Raw genomic sequence first — 16,758 nt, 5'->3', positions numbered from 1 at the left:
TTTAATGCGGTCTCACAGAAAGTCGACGTTAGTTTGGGTAAATGAATTCGTTGGTGCTGATCAAGGCATGGGTGAAATCGGTGAGTGCGAGTAATTTCGCTTCCGGCTTCTGTTCGGCTTCGTACGACTGCTGATGCTGACGGATGAACTCGACTGAAATTGCGGTTTCACTGGCCGTCGGTTTGCGTCCCAGGGCAATCTGGTAGGCATCAGCGACCGCCTCTTCGAGCGAGTCCGGCTGCAGCTTCTGCACACGTTGGGCGAAGGACTTCGCACTCTCGCGGATGAAGTCGGCATTCATGAACAGCAGGGCCTGCGGCGCAATTGTGGTACTCGACCGCTGGCCAATGCTGACCAGCGCCTCCGGGGCATCGAACAGCTGCATCATCGGAATCAGCTGACTGCGTTTGATCTTGAAATAGATACTGCGACGCTGGTTATCAGTCTTGAGCGAACCGGGGCCATACATGGTCATGTCCAGCCGATCGCCGACATAGAGGATCGAGTCGCGAATTGCCTCTCCTTCCAGCCGTTGGGGCGTGCGCCGCCAGTGGAGTTTGTTTTCCGGATCCAGCTTTGCTTTGTCTGCATCGAAGTCGGTCGACTGCCGATAAGTGGCGCTGAGCATGATCTCTTTATGCAACGGCTTGAGGTGCCACTGGTGTTTGACCAGCTGATTCGCCAGGAAGTCCAGCAATTCCGGATGCGTAGGACGTTCCCCCTGCAGACCGAAGTCGTTCGGAGTGCTGACGATGCCGGTTCCCATGTGATGCTGCCAGAGTCGGTTCACCATCACGCGGGCCAGTAATGATCCGGCGCCCTGTTTTGTATCGGTCATCCAGTTCGCCAGCGAGGTCCGGCGGTAAGAGGTGCTTGCCGATTCAGGGGGCGCTTCGATCCACTTCTGTTCTTCTTTCGGTGTTCGCATCAGCACCTGCAGAAAGCCCTGCTGCGCTACTTTTCCTTTCTGATCCGTGTCGCCTCGCGTGAGGTGATAAGTCTCGTCAAAAAAGTCTTTCCCCTGACTGTGGTGCCGCACCGGTTTGATGTCGGGACCTTCGCTGCAGATCATGACTTTCGTCAACGCCGGCTGCGGTTCGGTTTTCAGATGCTGTTCTACCTTGCCGGACAGCGCGACCCACTCCGGATCCTGAGCCTCGTAAAAACGCTTCAGAATTTGCTTCAGGCCGGCATCCAGTTTCGTCAGCTCCCCCTTCTGCACAAGTTGCAGCGCCTGGGCCAGCTGTTCGGGACTGCCAGAGCTGGTTTTCACAGCCGGGGAACTGGCACTGGTGACCGAAAACCGTGGATGCCCGATACTGTGATTCACGTTGTTGGTGAATGACATTGTAATCGTCAGCTCAGTTTCCCCTTCAAATTCCAGCGGTGTTTCGAGATCGAAGACTATCGCCTGGTCTTTTCCGATGCCTCCCAGGTCAACCGCCCAGCCGGACCCGTATTGTCCGTCAATCGCACTGGCTGCCGAGAGCGTGGTCTGGTTCTGCTCATGCGTGGCGCGGGCGTTCGTCAGTTTGATATCCTGACTTTTGGCCTTTTTATCTCCCACTGGTTTGGCTTTGACCTTAAAGGCGGTCAGCGAGAAGTTGCCGTTCACAGCGCGACCGGGGCCCTGGTGAGGCAGGCTGCGGTGCGTCAATGTTTCCAGGCGGATCGAACGCAGCGGACTGACGCTGGTTTTCAGGCGGAATGTAAAGTGGTCCTGGTTGATATTCGGACCACTGACCAGGATCGAGCCGTCATCCAGTTTTTCAAAGCGGGCTTTCCCCTTGGATGAATGGCTGGTCACTTCGGGGACAATCCAATCATCGAGATGACTGGTGTCAACCTTCCCCTGTTTGAGCCACTGTTCGAATTTCGGATTCAGTTGACCGCTTTCGTATTCGCGTAACGCTTTGACCAGCGGGGCGTGCACCTTGTCAAAGGCGGCTTTTTCCCGCTGGTATTTTTCGGGATCGAGATCAACTTCAATCTCCGTCCGGACCGTGGTCGTGAACGTCGAGAGCATTCGGTAATAATCGCTGCTGGGGATTGGATCAAACTTATGGTCGTGGCAGCGGGCACAGCCCACGCTCAGTCCCAGCATCGCCAGGCCGGTCGTATTCAGCATGTCGTCCAGGGCGTCATAGCGTGTCCGTTCGACTTCGTTTGCCGTAATCTGGGTCGGGAATACTCCCGCACCGAGAAAGCCAGTCGCCATCAGAGCCAGCGGATTGTCAGGGGCAATTTCATCGCCGGCCAGCTGCCAGCGGACGAATTGATCGTAAGGCATATCCTGGTTGAGGGCCTTGATCACGAAATCACGGTAGTGATAAGCGTAATTGCGGTCGTAGTCATGTTCGAAGCCATGACTCTCTGCAAAACGGGCGATGTCGAGCCAGTGCCGGGCCCAGCGTTCGCCGTAATGCGGGCTGGCCAGCAGCCGGTCGATCAGTTTTTCATACGCGTCGGGCGATTGGTCGGCCAGAAACTCTTTAATCTCAGCCGGAGTGGGGGGCAGGCCGATTAAATCAAAGTAAGCGCGGCGGATGTAGGTCCGTTTGCTGACTTCAGCATTCGGCGTCAGTCCTTTTTCCTGCTGTTTTGCCAGGATGAAATGGTCGATTTCATTGCGCGCCCACTTGTTGGATTTCACTTTGGGGATCGCTGGCTGACTGAGCGGCTGAAAGGACCAGAACCGACGATCGTCGTCGGTCACCGCGAGCGGACCGTCTTCCGCTTTGTCTCCGGTCGCCAGCGGCTTGTCGTAGGGCGCTCCCAGGTCGATCCATTTCGACAGACTGGCGATCTCTTTCTCGCTGAGCTTTTTCTCCTTCAGTGGCATATATGGTTCTTCGCGGTGTTCGACCAGCGCCATCAGATAGCTCTCTTTACCAGTCTTCTCAATCATACCGCTGTCGAGCAGCTTCTTGCGGGTAGACAGGTCGAAGTCTCCTTTGACGGACTGGCCGCCATGACATTTCAGACATTTGGCTGCCAGCAGCGGGCGGACTTCTTTCTTGAACAGTTCCAGGCCCTGCTGCATCCGTTTCGCATGGTCAGCCGGGAGTACCGGTTTCTTTTCCGCAGCAGTCAGCTCGCTGGAAGACAGGCTGGTGAATAACAACATGAGCGCGAGGGTAAAGTTTCGCATCAAGGCCTCTTCGTCTTGAAGATTCGTCGGGAATGAAGTTCAGGTGTGTCAGGTCTCTTTAACTATGTCACTAAAATGGTGCCGGGAAATCAATCAGGAACTCGGTTTTCCGGCCTGGTATAGTCTGGAAATCTCGTCTGCGGAAAGTGCCCGTCCGAAGACGGCAAATTCATCGAGGCGGCCATTCAGGCTGCGAATGCTGTGTGCGCCCGAATGGTTCTGCGGTCGCCAGTTGCCAATCTCGGCAGGTCCGATGACCAGCGGGACCGGCTTCTCAATATGATGGTGGCTTACGGGAGTGCCATCCAGGTAATGCACGACTTCCCGTTTTTGATGATCATAAACCGTGACCAGAAAAATCCAGCGGCCCAAATCGGCGGGCTGCAGGACGACGGGGGAGAAAAAGTTCTTCACCTCGCCTGTATTCACGCCCAGAATAATTTCTCCCTTGTCGCTCAACTGCCAGTGCGGGTTACCGGGATTGAAGCCATCCGTCAGCATCAGTGAACTGAGCCAGCGATCAAAGCCTTCGATGCGGACCCAGGCCATGAACGTCAGGGACTGGTATTCACCCGGAATCTGCAGCCGCACGCGGTCGCTGGTCCGTTTGAATTCCAGCCCCCGTTTATCGGGCCAGCGTCCCGAAGTCCACTGGCAGCCGACAATCGCCCCGTCCGTGGCAGAGGAGAGCGGCTGCTGGCTCTTGTTTTTCAGGGTCCGGACCCAGTTGGATGGTTCTTCAAAATCATAATAGGCCAGCAGGCTGGCATCGGTTTTGAGTTGTGCGTTCTGCTCACGCCACTGCGACAGCTGTCGTTCCTGCTGCCGGGCCGCCAGTTGTGACAGTTCTTCCAGGTCAATCAGCGGACGAATCGCTTCCTGCAACTGGTTGAGCGAACCTTCGGTATCGAAACGCACGCCTTCGCCGGTTTTCAGACTTTGCAGCGGTGTGTTACTTTTTTGCTGGTCGGCAGCGTGCAGTTCGACTTCTCCGTCGATGACCTGCACCTGCCCGTTACCCGTTTCATCCAGGGAGAGTGTGAATTCGGTTCCCAGATCAACGACGTTCAGCCGGGAAGTGGCGACGGAAAAACCATGCGCCTGCTCCGGAACCGAGGCCCGTACCTTGCCGTACTGGCAGAATGCTTTGAGGGGCGAAATCAGCTTGATGGCAGCGGGGCCTTCGACCAGGACTGAAGCGCCACTGATCATTTCTACCTGAATCGTGCCTCGTTTCAGTTTCAGCCATCCAGCCGGTAAGCCGGCTCCGGTCTGAAGATCGCGGGGCGTGTCCCATTCGACTCCCACGGCTTGCGTGAGCTGAGCGATGTGATCGGTTTGCGGCTCACTGGCTGCGGGAGAGTCCTCAGCGGATTTCGTTTCCGAAGTATTCGAGATGTGTGATTCTTGCCCGGAGCCAATACTCCAGCCGGCGTAGTAAGAGAGAGACAGCAGGAGTGTCGCCGCGACGACGGAGGAGAGCAACAGCAGTACAAAACGCGAAGGATTCCACTGGGAATCAGTTCGCGTCTCAACCGGCTGCGGGACCCACGGATCTGCTTCGCGTGTCTCAGCAGCCCAGCTGGACAGGCCGGAATGCACCTGCAGATAATCGACGTAGAGCTGTCTCTGCTCGGGATCCGCTTTCAGAATCTGTTCCAGTTCCGCCTGCTGTTCGGCACTGATGGTTTCCTGGAGCAGGGCATCAATCAGTTGAATGGTTCTATTGTCGGGAGAAGGGGAGTTGATCATGAACCTGCCTCCGCGGATGGTAATGACTGCTGCATGCATTCCATGAGTTTGACTCGCAGACGGGCCAGCTTTTTATAAATCGCATCTCGCGAGCGGCCCAGTTGATCTGCTACTTCCTGAATTGTCTGTTGACCGTGATAGCAGTCGAGAATCAGTTTGCGGTTCTCCTGGTCCAGTTTCTGGATGCAGTCCTGCAGCACCTGTTTTCGCTGTTCCGACTCCGGAAGCGACTTGTTCTGCTGGGCTGCGATCAGCGAGAGAACCTCATCAGAGAAATAGTGGCGATCCCGGCTCTGGACTCGCTGGAAATTCTTGACCTCATAAAAGGCAATCCCGCAGGCCCAGGAGGCAAAGCTCTGGGTGGCATCGAATGTCTTCCATTTTCGCCACAGAACCAGGCAGGTCTGCTGGAAAACATCTTCCGCATCGGTCTGATGGGGGAGAAGTGTCCCGATAAAGCCGCGGACCAGACTATGGTGCCTCGCCAGCAATGAGACGAAATGCTCATCGGGCACGCCAGCTGCTGCCGTTTCGGGATTTCCAGTTGTGTCTGCGCTTGGTTCCATACTGATAATCGTACACAAAGGCGGAGATTGGACGGTTCCAATCAGGATTTTTTCACATCTCCAGCTGAATCTAAGATCACTGTTTCATATAAGTCCCTGAATTGCATCGCTTTATAAGAAATTAGATTATATCCGGCTTTTCAGGTCTCTGGGTATCACCTTCTGCCCGAACAGCTCGATTTGCAGACAGACAGTTGTTCAATGTCGTGGCGAATGTGAAGTCTTCTGGATCTCGAAAAGAACTATCAGAGATTCCCGCGACTCATATCATGAGATCGACGATTCTCATCCAGCGACTGTTTTCAGACTGTCCTGCATTCTACCTTCAATCACAAATCTCGTTTGCCGCGCCACTTGCGTGTTTACAGTAGAACGGGTACTCTCCTTGAGTTATCATTTAACACTTCACCCCTGCGCGGCAGATTCGATCGTGCAGCCTGTAATCTTCATGACAACATACATCGATCAGAGTGGTATCAATCAATGGATGATCAAAGCCGGATTGTCATTACCGGAATTGGCCTGACAGCTCCGAATGGCAATAATCTGGAGGAATTTCGGCAAAGTCTGCTGGCAGGACGTTCGGGAGTCGTGGATTACGACATTCGCTATATGGGGCATGTCCTCGCCGGTGTCTGTGATTTCGATGACCTGCGGTATCAGAAACGCAAAGAGGTCCGGCGGGGCACGCGAGCCGGCTCGATTGCCGTCTATTGTGCGAATGAAGCTGTGAATGCCTCCGGCCTCGACTGGGAAAATGTCGCCCGGGACCGGGTAGGCGTTTATCTCGGCATTACCGAGCATGGCAACGTCGAAACCGAGAACGAAGTCTACGAAATTTCGCAGTTCGATTACGATACCAAGGTCTGGTCGCACCATCATAATCCCCGCACTGTCGCCAACAATCCAGCTGGTGAAGTGACCTTGAATATGGGCATTACCGGCCCCCACCTCACGCTGGGGGCTGCCTGTGCCGCAGGAAATGCCGGCTTTATTCAGGGGGTGCAGATGCTGCGGCTGAACGAAGTCGATCTGGCCCTGTGTGGCGGTGTTTCCGAGAGTATTCACACTTTCGGGATTTTTGCCAGCTTCCAGAGCCAGGGGGCACTGGCCGTCAATGAAGACCCAACGAAAGCCTGTCGTCCCTTTGATGTAGACCGTAATGGAATCGTCGTCGCCGAAGGGGGCGCAGTATGTACATTGGAACGACTCCCCGATGCCCTGGCCCGTGGAGCCACTATTTACGGGGAAATCGTCGGCTACGCCATGAATTCCGATGCCAGCGATTTTGTGCTCCCCAATTCCTCGCGTCAGGCAGAATGCATCCGCCTGGCCCTCGACCGTGCCGGTCTGGAACCCTCCGACATCGATATCGTCAGCAGTCACGCGACCGCCACCCAGCAGGGAGATATCGAAGAAGCGAAAGCCCTCGCCTCCGTCTTTGGAGATTGCCCGAATCTGGCGATCAACAACACTAAGAGCTTTATCGGACATGCGATGGGGGCCGCTGGCGCACTGGAACTGCTGGGGAATCTGCCGGCCTTTGAAGATGGAATCGCTCATGCGACACTGAACCTGGATGAGCAGGATCCGGAGTGCAAACTGACCCAGATCGTCGCCAATGAACCGCGACAACTGGAGCAGGTCGAGTGCATTCTGAATAACTCCTTCGGGATGCTGGGCATCAATTCCGTCCTGATTGTGAAAAAGTACGCTACCTGAACTGACCGGTAGACAATCTCTGCTTTTTCTCTCCGATGCAGGCTGGTTTTCTGCATAAACCAAGCTTCCTTTCACAAATAGGCCGTATCTGTGCAGATTTTCTGAAAAACTCTGCGTTCTTACTGCCTGAGTCGGTTTAAATCTCGGTTTAGATCAAGTTATAGTATTTCCCGTGAGGGGCGGGTTTTTGTTTCCCGGCTTCTGGCGGGGAGGTTGTTGGTTTGCTATAAGAGGCTTCCCCTCTCAGGGTTTCACAGTGAATCTGTACATTTCGCTGTTTGAGATCGACGTAACAGGATTTTTAGAAAGTTTGGAGTTTCTGCATGGCGCCGGAACAAATCAGATCGGTTATCTTGGATATCTTGGCTCGAATTGCTCCCGATGAAGATCTTTCGGAACTCGATGACAGCGTTCCATTTCGGGAACAGATGGAACTGGACAGCATGGACTTTCTGGATATCGTCATGGAGTTGCGTAAACTCTATCGCGTACAGATTCCGGAAGAAGACTACGGCGAACTGGTAACCATGGACAGCACTGTTACCTACCTGACTCCCCTCCTGAAGGATGCGGAAAGCACCGTCTGATTCTCCAACCTTCCCGACGCCATGACCTACGATTCGATTATTATTGGTGCCGGCCTTTCCGGGCTGGCTGCGGGGATCCGACTGGCGTACTACGGGAAGCAGGTGTGCATTCTGGAACGGCACACCACCATCGGCGGATTGAATTCCTTCTATCGCCTGCGCGGTTGCAATCATGATGTCGGTCTGCACGCCGTCACCAATTATTCGCCGCCAGGCGGAAAACGGGGCCCTCTGAATAAGATTCTCAGGCAACTCCGTTTTCAGTGGGACGACTTCGACCTCAGCCCGCAATGTGGCTCCTCGGTCGTCTTTCCCGGGCATACCCTGCGGTTCAATAATCAGTTCGATTATTTCGAAGCCCAGATTGCCGAACAGTTCCCCAGCCAGATCGACGGCTTCCGTCGACTCGTCGCAGACATCGACTCCCACAATATCGGCGATCTCGGACAGACCTGGATCTCGGCCCGAGAACGCATGGCCGAACAGATTTCCGATCCGCTGCTGATCAACATGCTGCTCTGCCCGCTGATGTTTTACGGCAGTCCCTCTGAGTACGATATGGACTTCAACCAGTTCGTGATCATGTTCCGCAGCATCTATCAGGAAGGCTTTGCCCGCCCTTACAAAGGCGTGCGGCTGATCCTGAAAAACCTGGTTCGCAAATTCAAAGAGCTCGGCGGTGAACTCAAGCTTCGCGCCGGAGTCCAGCAACTGCTCAACGACGGCAAGCATGTCACCGGCGTCATGCTCGATGACGGGCAGATCCTCGAAGCGAAAAACGTCCTCTCCTCGGCCGGATCCGCAGAAACGCTTCAGTTGTGCGGTGCCGAAGTGACTGCCGACGAGCGTTTCATCCCGGGTGAGATTTCCTTTGTCGAAACCATCTCCGTGCTCGATAAACAGCCTGCGGAACTGGGGCATGAGGAAACGATCGTCTTCTACAACGATTCGGAAGATTTCTACTACGAGCAGTCGCAGGAACCCGTCGACGTCCGCAGCGGCATTATCTGCTCGCCCAACAATTTCGAGTACGATCAGCCCCTCGAAGAAGGCTCGATCCGCATCACGGCTCTCGCCAATCCCGATTACTGGATGAATCTGCCCGAGGATAAATACATCGCCGAGAAGAAATACTGGTACGACCAGATTCTTGAATCCTCGTTGCGTTACATTCCCGACTTTCGTCCGCACGTGGTCGATGTGGACACGTTTACCCCCCGCACGATCAAAAAATTCACCGGCCACATTAACGGCTGTGTCTACGGGGCACCACAGAAAATCCTGGATGGCACCACGCCCCTCGACAACCTCTTTCTGTGTGGTACCGATCAGGGCTTCCTGGGCATCATCGGTTCTATGCTCTCCGGAATCAGTATCGCCAATCTGCACTTGCTGAACGCAAAGTAAGCCGATTCCCTGTTTTCTGACATGCTGTACCTCTGCTTCACTGTGCGATAAATCCAGTATTTCTATAACTCTCCGCCCTGGAATTGTCACACTTTTGTCACAGTATTCGCTTTTACTCTGGTATAGTAGACAAACTCCCTGATTTTCGATAAACAGGAGAAGCAACGTTATCATCTTACGCCCGGACCTGGGGTCCCTCACGGTCCTGATTTTTCTTATCTGCTGAACTGTATACGACGCTGAAATATTATGGCCAAAGACTTTTTGAAAGACGCAAAAGACGAATACGATGTCATCGTCATTGGTAGTGGTCTGGCAGGCATGACCTCCGCCAACATTCTGGCCCGGCAGGGTTACTCCGTGCTGCTGCTGGAACATCATTATCAGCTCGGGGGCATGGCCACCTGGTTCAAACGGCAGAACGGGCACATCTTTGACATTTCGCTCCATGGCTTCCCGTATGGCATGCTGAAGAGCTGTCGCAAATACTGGACCCAGGAGATCGCAGATAATATCGTTCCCCTGCGGGGTGTCCGGTTTGAAAATCCGCAGTTCTCGCTGGAAACCACCTTCACCCGTGATGACTTCACCCGCCTGCTGATCGAAAAATTCGGCATCGAATCTGAAACCGTCAAAAACTTCTTTGACACCGCCCGCAAGATGAACTTCTTCGACGATCAGGGCAAAACCACTCGCGAATTGTTTGAAGAATTCTTCCCCGGCCGAGATGATGTCGTCCGCCTGCTGATGGAACCGATCTCCTACGCCAACGGTTCGACTCTCGAAGATCCCGCCATCACCTACGGCATTGTCTTCTCGAACTTCATGCAGAAAGGCGTCTATACCTTCCGTGGCGGTACCGATCACCTGGTCAAACTGATCAAGGCCGAAATGGAACGCAACGGTGTCGATGTCCGCATCCGCACCCAGGTCGAAAAGATCGAAGTCACTCCTGACCGTCGCGTGACCGGCGTCGTGGTCAACGGGCGTCGCATCGGCTGTAAAGCCATCATGTCCAACTCGAACATCAAAGGCACCATACTCAACCTCGTGGGCGAAGAGCATTTCGATCCCGAGTATGTCGAGGAAACCAAAGCCGTCCGTCTCAACAACAGCAGCACGCAGGTCTACATCGCGCTCAAGCCGGGCGACGAACTCGATTTCTGTGGCGACCTGCTCTTCCATTCCGAGCACAAAGGCTTCGACATCAAAGCCATGCTCAGTAAAGAAGTCAGCAGCCGCACCTTCTCGTTCTACTATCCCGAGACCCGGCCCGGCAGCGAACGCTCTCTGATCGTCTCGTCCACCAACGCCAATTTCAGCGACTGGGCCGATCTTCCTGATGATCAGTACGAAGCCGACAAGAATCATCTGATCGAAACCACGCTCGACTGCCTCGAACAGTATGTTCCCAACATCCGCGATCGGGTGGATCACCTCGAAGCCTCCACCCCGCGGACCTTCAAACGCTACACGCAGCATCTGCAGGGGGCGTCGTTCGGGACCAAGTTCGAAGGGCTCAAGGTCAGTAAGGAACTCCCCGAACAGATCGAAGGCCTCTACCATGCCGGCTCGGTCGGAATCATCATGTCGGGTTGGCTGGGCGCTGTGAATTACGGCGTGATCGTCAGTAACGATGTCGATAAATATCTGACTCCCGCTGCCGCCCGCATCTGATCGGCAGTCCCTGTCCGCACAGCCCCGCTCACAATATAGAAACGGATCGATCTCGTGAATCTGGATGAAATCAAAGCCTGTATTCCGCACCGGGAACCTTTTCTGTGGCTCGATGAAGTCGTCGCGCTGGATGAAAACAGCATCCATGCCCGCAAGTTCGTCTCACCCGAACTGGACCTCTTCCAGGGACACTATCCCAACCACCCGGTTCTGCCCGGCGTGATTCTCTGTGAAGCCGCCATGCAGGCCGCTGCCGTCTTCATCGCGAAAACAGACGCCCCGTCCAGCGACAAAGTACCCGTTGCCACCCGGCTGAACAACACCAAGTTCCGACGGATGGTCAAGCCGGGGGAGACCGTTGATATCCAGGTGAGCCTCAATGAAAAAATGGGCGGTGCCTGGTTCTTCACTGGTAAACTCTCCGTCGGTAAAGAGACCGCCGTCCGCCTTGAGTTCGCAGTGACCGCGGCCGACGCGTAATCGATTGAGAACGCGTCGCCTATTTCCCGGCTGACGAATCTTCAATTCGATACAGGAAGTGCTCAGTCCGCAGAATCAGCGACTTGCCGGCCACCGCCAGTGAAGCCACACAGCCTTCGTCCAGCTTGTTCGACGCCAGTTCCTTGTATTCCCGGCCGGGAACAAACACCCGCGTCACCCCTTCGCGATCCGGGGCGTAGATCTTGCCGTCTGCATAAATGGGCGATGCGGAAAACGAACTGCGGTCCATCCGCTCTTTCCAGACCAGTTTGCCGGATTCTGCTTCCAGGCACGAAGCGATCCCCTTGTCGTCGATCATGAAAATCAGGCCGTCTACCAGCAGCTGGGACGGCTTGGAAGGAATCCCTTTCTGCTCGATCCATTTCACGTGCGACTTGGTGACGTCTCCCTTGCCACCCGGATTGACTGCATACAGGTGCGCTTTTCCGAAACCGGTGCCGACGTAGATTTTCTCGCCGTCAAACAGGGGACGGTTCGCAGCGGAGTGCTGGGGATAATAAAATTTCCAGTACTCTTCTCCCGTCAATGGATTGTAAGACAGCGTCGCTTTGGCCGCCGGGCTGATCAGCTGCACGCGACCATCGTATTCAATAATTCGCGGCGTGGCGAACGCTTTTTTAAAGTCGCCGTTCTTGGTGCCGTAATCAATGTCGCGGTCTTTCTTCCAGACCTCTTTACCGGTCGCTTTATCCAGCGCGACGATGTACTGGTAATCGTAACCGTCGTACTGCAGGATCAGCAGATTCTGGTAGATGATCGGCGACGATCCCGCGCCGCGCCAGTGGTTGCAGGGATAATCGCGACGTTCCCAGAGGATAGCTCCGTTTCTGGTATCCAGGCAGGCGGTTCCGTAAGCACCATAGTGCACATAGATCCGGCCGTCTTCGATGATCGGGGTGCTCGAAGCATGCGAGTTACTCGGATCAATATACTGCGGCTTTTCCACGTCGAAGATTTTCTTGTCGATCAGAATCTTCCCCGTGTTGAAATCGACGCAGACCACACCCAGTTCTTTGCCGTCTTTGGTTGAAGTGGTCACCCACACCTGATCTTTCCAGACCACCGGCGACGACCAGGCCCGACCGTGAATCGCGGTCTTCCAGACGATGTTCTCTTTTTCGCTCCAGGTCGTGGGGAGGCCAGTTGCCTCTGAAGTGCCGTCTGCGTGCGGTCCCCGGAACTGGTTCCAGTAAGGTTCGTCAGCAACAGCACGTGTGGACGCAGACAAAACCAGCGCCAGCAGACAGACAGCGGAAAACAGACATCGTAAGTGGGACGCAGACATTACAGATTCCTGAATCGACAATGAAAAATCGGGAAGGTACGTTGGGAGTAGATCGAGCGACAAAACGCCGCTGCATCAGAGGGTAAAAACTTAAGGAAGTTAACGTGCAGGCCTTGTTTCCTACCTCATTCTGATTATAGGAGTCGGCACACCCGATGCAATTGTAAACCCGGTTCAATCTGTTTCTGAAGATTCTTTACGAACGAACTCGACATCGATGATATCTTCTTCTTTGACCGTGGTGTGAGAGCCGCCAAAGTCCTGGAAGCCGGCGTGGCTCGAATGAAAGCTCGTCTGGCTCTGAACTTGCATCAGGGCTCGTTTCCGGATCCATTCCCCGAGATGGACCTTTAGCAGATCGCGGACGCGGGGAATGAGTAATGCGAATCCGAGCATGTCTGTCATGATGCCAGGGGTGATCAGAAACGCTCCCGCGATCAGAATCATCACGCCGTCCAGCACGACGCCGGTAGGCTGTTGTCCCTGCACGAGGTTCGTCTGAATCTTCTTCCAGGCCTGCGCTCCCTGTTTCCGCGCGAGGGTCGCGCCCAGAATCCCCGTCACCACCACCAGACCGAACGTGACCGCAGGACTGGTCAGCGAACTGAACCAGAGCAGCAGCCAGAGCTCGGCCAGGGGGATCAGCGTGAATAACAGAAACAGGCGTAGCAGCACAGTCGGTCACCAGGAAAAAAGTTACTGAAAGCGAGGCACCGGTTCTCATTTTATACCAAACCGGCGGCTCTGAACATCCCCACCTTCCGCAACTGGGGCTCCCTTTTTTCTGAAAAAAATAAATCCCCCCCCTCATCTAAACGGTACGCGTGCCACTGTCGGCTTGCCCGACAGTGCTGCAGACGTAAACATTTCCCACCTCTAATTGACTCTTATCCCCACCACTGGGGGTGCTACTGTTGGCTTGCCCAACAGTGCTGCTGGTCTAAATAAATCCCACCTCAACATATCCTCCCCACTACTGAATAAACTGGACTGGACACAGCCCTGCACCTGACCAGAATGCCTGGTTATGCGTCGCGCGCGAGCAACGACTTTTTTGACGGGAACATTCAGAACTAATGACACAGACACACTATAAAACCCTCTGGTTTCAGCACGATTTGAAAAACAACTGCTCATTGATGCACTCCGTTTCTGGTCAACTTTTACCGCTTATTACCGCATATAACCCGCTAAAAAACCGCATAACGCTAAAAATAACACGATTTGACACCCCATCCCGCATAACAGAGAAAAGGAGATCAATCAAAATCTAAGGGTACACCCGAATGTAATTCGACGGGTGGCACAGTTGGCTTGCCCAACTGTGCTGTCAGCAATGCATCTCACGACACAACCACGGGTAAGCCCGGATGCAATCCACACCGAGCGCAGCGAGCAGGAGGTCGCAGCTCCCGCGATTTGATCAATTCGTCTCAACAAAACGATGAGAGAAATTAGACCCGCGAATTATAAACATCGGCACCAGCCACACACAGCTGAAAACCAGGCACTGCTCACACAAGTATTGCTTCGTCGATCAATCCAAATCCGCGGTCGGGGCGACCCTGTGTGGTCGACCGCGGATCGAGGTGTTATCTGACGGAGTCTGGAATCATTTAACAGGATCCATCCCCGGTAAATAGCAATCCGCAACCCAACAGGCGGGCAGGCACACAGGCCAGCCCCTACGCAAGAAAAGAATTTCGTGCCGTTCGTGCTTTTCGTGGTAGCAAAAAACAAACTCGTCAACAGCCCGTCTACTCCGGCCGCACCAGCACCCGCAACCGCTTCACATCGTACTGTGACGCATTCGACATGAACGTCCAGTCGCGAGTGCGACCGGTGCTGTTGCCAATGCCCAGGTCTGCGTTGGGACCGCTGTTCCACTGGTTGATGGCGAAGATCGTCTGTTTCGCCTCATAGTTATGCACCTGCATGCAGCCGTAGCCGGCTGCGGGCTCAGAGGGTTCATCGCCGAAGTCCCACAGGCTGGCACTCGCGTTCGGGATATTGGCCGAATTCGTGGGGCCGTAATTGCCAGGCCAGAACTCGATGTTCCCTCCTGTCAGTCCCGTCCCTGTCGCGATGCCGGCGAAATTCGAAACTACATTCAGATTCGCGACCTTCGTCTGGAAAAACGCTTTGCTCTCCAGCGTCGGCACGCCGATCATCTTGAGATTGTCGGTAAACGCGTCCATCGAGACATAGACATACTTTGTCTCTTCGCCGACTTTCTGCAGCTCCAGGAAATAAGCAATCCGGTTGAACGGTTGTGTAAAGCTCCCGCTTGCATCCTGCGTGTATTTGATGTCGCGACCCAGGTTCTTCAGATCGAGGTCGTAGATCAGTTGATAATCTTTGGCTTCGTCCACCTTCAGCGAGAGCCAGTCCCGTTTCGGAACTTCGCCGGCACGGAACGGAGCGGCGGGCAGGCCTTCTTTATTGGCCAGGTTCGGTTCGGCCAGTTTGTGCCAGCCAAACCGCATGGCAGCCGCCTCTTTGACCTTGGGGGAGGAGAGTACGACCGAGTCCCCCTCGATCACTGCATCTGCGGGCACGAAGTCAGTCTCTTTGCCGATGATTTCGAACCAGCTCAACGGCTTCCCGTCACGGGAGACCAGTCCGCTGCCCACATGGTCGAAGGTGACCCGCAGCTTGTTGCCTTCCTGCTTGAGCGATTTAAAGACCGGTCCTGAATAGACGAGGTCTTTCTGACCATAAGTCTGTGCCAGCGCGATCAGCGCCAGCCGCGCGCCGACATCCTGTTTGTTTTTGGGGTGAATGTCCTTCAAATTACCGATATCGTGAATCACGACCTGACCGGTACCGGGAATGTCCAGTGCCTTGTTCTGGGCCTCCCACAACAGCGGCAGGATGGTCGGCGATTCGTTGCCATAATGATAAGGGGCGATCTGCACGTACAGGAAGGGAAATTCGCCCTGCTTCCAGACATCCCGCCAGCCGCCGATCAGTGCCTTCATTTTTTCATAATACAGCATCCCTTCGACATGGTTGGATTCCCCCTGGTACCAGATGGCCCCGCGCATCGCGTAAGGGACCAGCGGATGAATCATGCCGTTATACAGCGTGGTTGGCGAGGTATGACTCGTCAGCGGCTGAATGGCCGTAGGATACGCGGGGGACGGCTGCAGCGGTGTCTCTGCATTCAAGGCGACTTTCGCCTCTTTCGTCCAGGCATCCAGTCGCTGCAGATAGCCTTCCAGGGCCGACTTGTATTCCCCAGTCGCCGGATTGGTCAGCTGGACTTGTTTAAAGATCGCTGCCAGCGCAGACACCTTTTCAAATCCGACGGGAGGTGTCCACGGTTCAATGCGGGTTCCGCCCCAGGAAGAATTGACCAGCCCGATCGGCACATTCAGTTCCTTGTGCAGTCTGCGTCCGAAAAAGTAGCCCGCCGCCGTATAGCCGCCCACCGTCTCGGGGGAACAGACGGTCCACTCAGCCGTGACATCATCCTGCGGAAACCCTTTGGGAATCCGTGGAATCTTGATATGCCGAATCAGCGGATAATTGGCAGCCGCCTGCTCATTTTCAAAATCATTGCTCCGCGAGACCGGCCATTCCATGTTCGACTGCCCCGAGCAGAGCCAGACTTCGCCCAGCAGCACGTCTTTGAAAGTCACGGTGTTCTTGCCCGTCACGGTGAGTGTCACGGGATCGCCCATCACCTGGGCGGGCAGCTTCACCATCCACTTGCCCTGGTCGTCGGCGGTGGTCTCGACGCTGTCATCCTTCAGTTTGACGGTGATCTTCTCACCCGCATCCGCCCAGCCCCAAACCGGAATCTCCTGTCCCCGCTGCAGCACCATATGGTCCCCAAAGATATGTGGCAGTCGGACATCCGCCCGTACTTCCGGAAGCAGGGAGAGGAGCACAAACGAGGTCACAAACAGCAGAGCAAATCGGCGCAGTTTCAGCATGGCAGGCACTCATTCCATATCAGGTGTTGAATATCAGAGTAAATCACAGGATCCACGATCATAATCCTGCTATCCATGATTCACAAGCAATACCTGTAACGCAAGCAGAATGTCAGAGAACGTCGGACAGGGACCAGTATTCCAGGAGACCAAAACCGATCACTAACTT

At 54.7% G+C, this 16,758-nt stretch carries 11 protein-coding genes; 5 read left to right on the top strand and 6 right to left on the bottom strand.

Going from position 1 to position 16,758, the window contains the following annotated elements; genetic code table 11:
* Nucleotides 1–28: 28 nt before the first annotated feature.
* From Enr10x_RS30015 to Enr10x_RS18470, 3 genes are all read right to left on the bottom strand, one after another.
* Complete coding sequence (locus Enr10x_RS30015) at nt 29–3,151, bottom strand: DUF1549 domain-containing protein (RefSeq protein ID WP_197997277.1); 3,123 nt, start codon at nt 3,149–3,151, stop codon at nt 29–31.
* 93 nt (nt 3,152–3,244) lie between these two features.
* Nucleotides 3,245–4,903: a LamG domain-containing protein gene (locus Enr10x_RS18475; protein ID WP_197997276.1), complete on the bottom strand. Its 1,659-nt coding sequence runs from the start codon at nt 4,901–4,903 to the stop codon at nt 3,245–3,247.
* The gene (locus Enr10x_RS18470; protein WP_145450965.1) at nt 4,900–5,469 is read right to left on the bottom strand and encodes a sigma-70 family RNA polymerase sigma factor; all 570 of its coding nucleotides are present in this window, start codon (nt 5,467–5,469) and stop codon (nt 4,900–4,902) included. Before Enr10x_RS18470 ends, Enr10x_RS18475 begins: the two co-directional genes overlap by 4 nt.
* Nucleotides 5,470–5,952: 483 nt before the next feature.
* On the opposite strand from Enr10x_RS18470, the gene Enr10x_RS18465 reads away from it, so the two are divergent.
* From Enr10x_RS18465 to Enr10x_RS18445, 5 genes are all read left to right on the top strand, one after another.
* Complete coding sequence (locus tag Enr10x_RS18465; protein ID WP_145111112.1) at nt 5,953–7,191, top strand: beta-ketoacyl-[acyl-carrier-protein] synthase family protein; 1,239 nt, start codon at nt 5,953–5,955, stop codon at nt 7,189–7,191.
* Between the two features lie 323 nt (nt 7,192–7,514).
* Complete coding sequence (locus tag Enr10x_RS18460; RefSeq protein ID WP_145111109.1) at nt 7,515–7,778, top strand: acyl carrier protein; 264 nt, start codon at nt 7,515–7,517, stop codon at nt 7,776–7,778.
* A gap of 21 nt (nt 7,779–7,799) precedes the next feature.
* Nucleotides 7,800–9,185, top strand: coding sequence for a phytoene desaturase family protein (locus tag Enr10x_RS18455; protein WP_145450964.1), 1,386 nt, complete (start codon nt 7,800–7,802; stop codon nt 9,183–9,185).
* A gap of 249 nt (nt 9,186–9,434) precedes the next feature.
* Nucleotides 9,435–10,862, top strand: coding sequence for a phytoene desaturase family protein (locus tag Enr10x_RS18450; RefSeq protein WP_145111100.1), 1,428 nt, complete (start codon nt 9,435–9,437; stop codon nt 10,860–10,862).
* A 54-nt stretch (nt 10,863–10,916) separates the two neighbouring features.
* Nucleotides 10,917–11,342 (top strand): 3-hydroxyacyl-ACP dehydratase FabZ family protein, encoded by a 426-nt coding sequence (locus tag Enr10x_RS18445; protein WP_145111097.1) that lies wholly within the window; start codon nt 10,917–10,919, stop codon nt 11,340–11,342.
* 19 nt (nt 11,343–11,361) lie between these two features.
* Here Enr10x_RS18445 and Enr10x_RS18440 read toward each other — a convergent pair whose 3' ends face one another.
* From Enr10x_RS18440 to Enr10x_RS18430, 3 genes are all read right to left on the bottom strand, one after another.
* On the bottom strand, nt 11,362–12,648 hold the full coding sequence (locus tag Enr10x_RS18440; protein WP_145111094.1) for an outer membrane protein assembly factor BamB family protein: 1,287 nt from the start codon (nt 12,646–12,648) through the stop codon (nt 11,362–11,364).
* A 174-nt stretch (nt 12,649–12,822) separates the two neighbouring features.
* On the bottom strand, nt 12,823–13,323 hold the full coding sequence (locus Enr10x_RS18435) for an FxsA family protein (RefSeq protein ID WP_145450963.1): 501 nt from the start codon (nt 13,321–13,323) through the stop codon (nt 12,823–12,825).
* A 1,082-nt stretch (nt 13,324–14,405) separates the two neighbouring features.
* Complete coding sequence (locus tag Enr10x_RS18430) at nt 14,406–16,589, bottom strand: sialate O-acetylesterase (protein WP_232093042.1); 2,184 nt, start codon at nt 16,587–16,589, stop codon at nt 14,406–14,408.
* Between the last annotated feature and the right edge of the window lie 169 nt (nt 16,590–16,758).

This window comes from Gimesia panareensis (genome assembly GCF_007748155.1).
Lineage (GTDB): Bacteria > Planctomycetota > Planctomycetia > Planctomycetales > Planctomycetaceae > Gimesia > Gimesia panareensis.
This window is presented reverse-complemented; position numbering and strand designations above follow the sequence as displayed.

Bases quoted from the DNA above. Each gene is read 5' to 3' on its own strand.
- Enr10x_RS18430 (WP_232093042.1), bottom strand. From the start codon at position 16,589: ATGCTGAAACTGCGCCGATTTGCTCTGCTGTTTGTGACCTCGTTTGTG.
- Enr10x_RS18455 (WP_145450964.1), top strand. From the start codon at position 7,800: ATGACCTACGATTCGATTATTATTGGTGCCGGCCTTTCCGGGCTGGCT.
- Enr10x_RS18440 (WP_145111094.1), bottom strand. From the start codon at position 12,648: ATGTCTGCGTCCCACTTACGATGTCTGTTTTCCGCTGTCTGTCTGCTG.
- Enr10x_RS18465 (WP_145111112.1), top strand. From the start codon at position 5,953: ATGGATGATCAAAGCCGGATTGTCATTACCGGAATTGGCCTGACAGCT.
- Enr10x_RS18460 (WP_145111109.1), top strand. From the start codon at position 7,515: ATGGCGCCGGAACAAATCAGATCGGTTATCTTGGATATCTTGGCTCGA.
- Enr10x_RS18470 (WP_145450965.1), bottom strand. From the start codon at position 5,469: ATGGAACCAAGCGCAGACACAACTGGAAATCCCGAAACGGCAGCAGCT.
- Enr10x_RS18450 (WP_145111100.1), top strand. From the start codon at position 9,435: ATGGCCAAAGACTTTTTGAAAGACGCAAAAGACGAATACGATGTCATC.
- Enr10x_RS18475 (WP_197997276.1), bottom strand. From the start codon at position 4,903: ATGATCAACTCCCCTTCTCCCGACAATAGAACCATTCAACTGATTGAT.
- Enr10x_RS30015 (WP_197997277.1), bottom strand. From the start codon at position 3,151: ATGCGAAACTTTACCCTCGCGCTCATGTTGTTATTCACCAGCCTGTCT.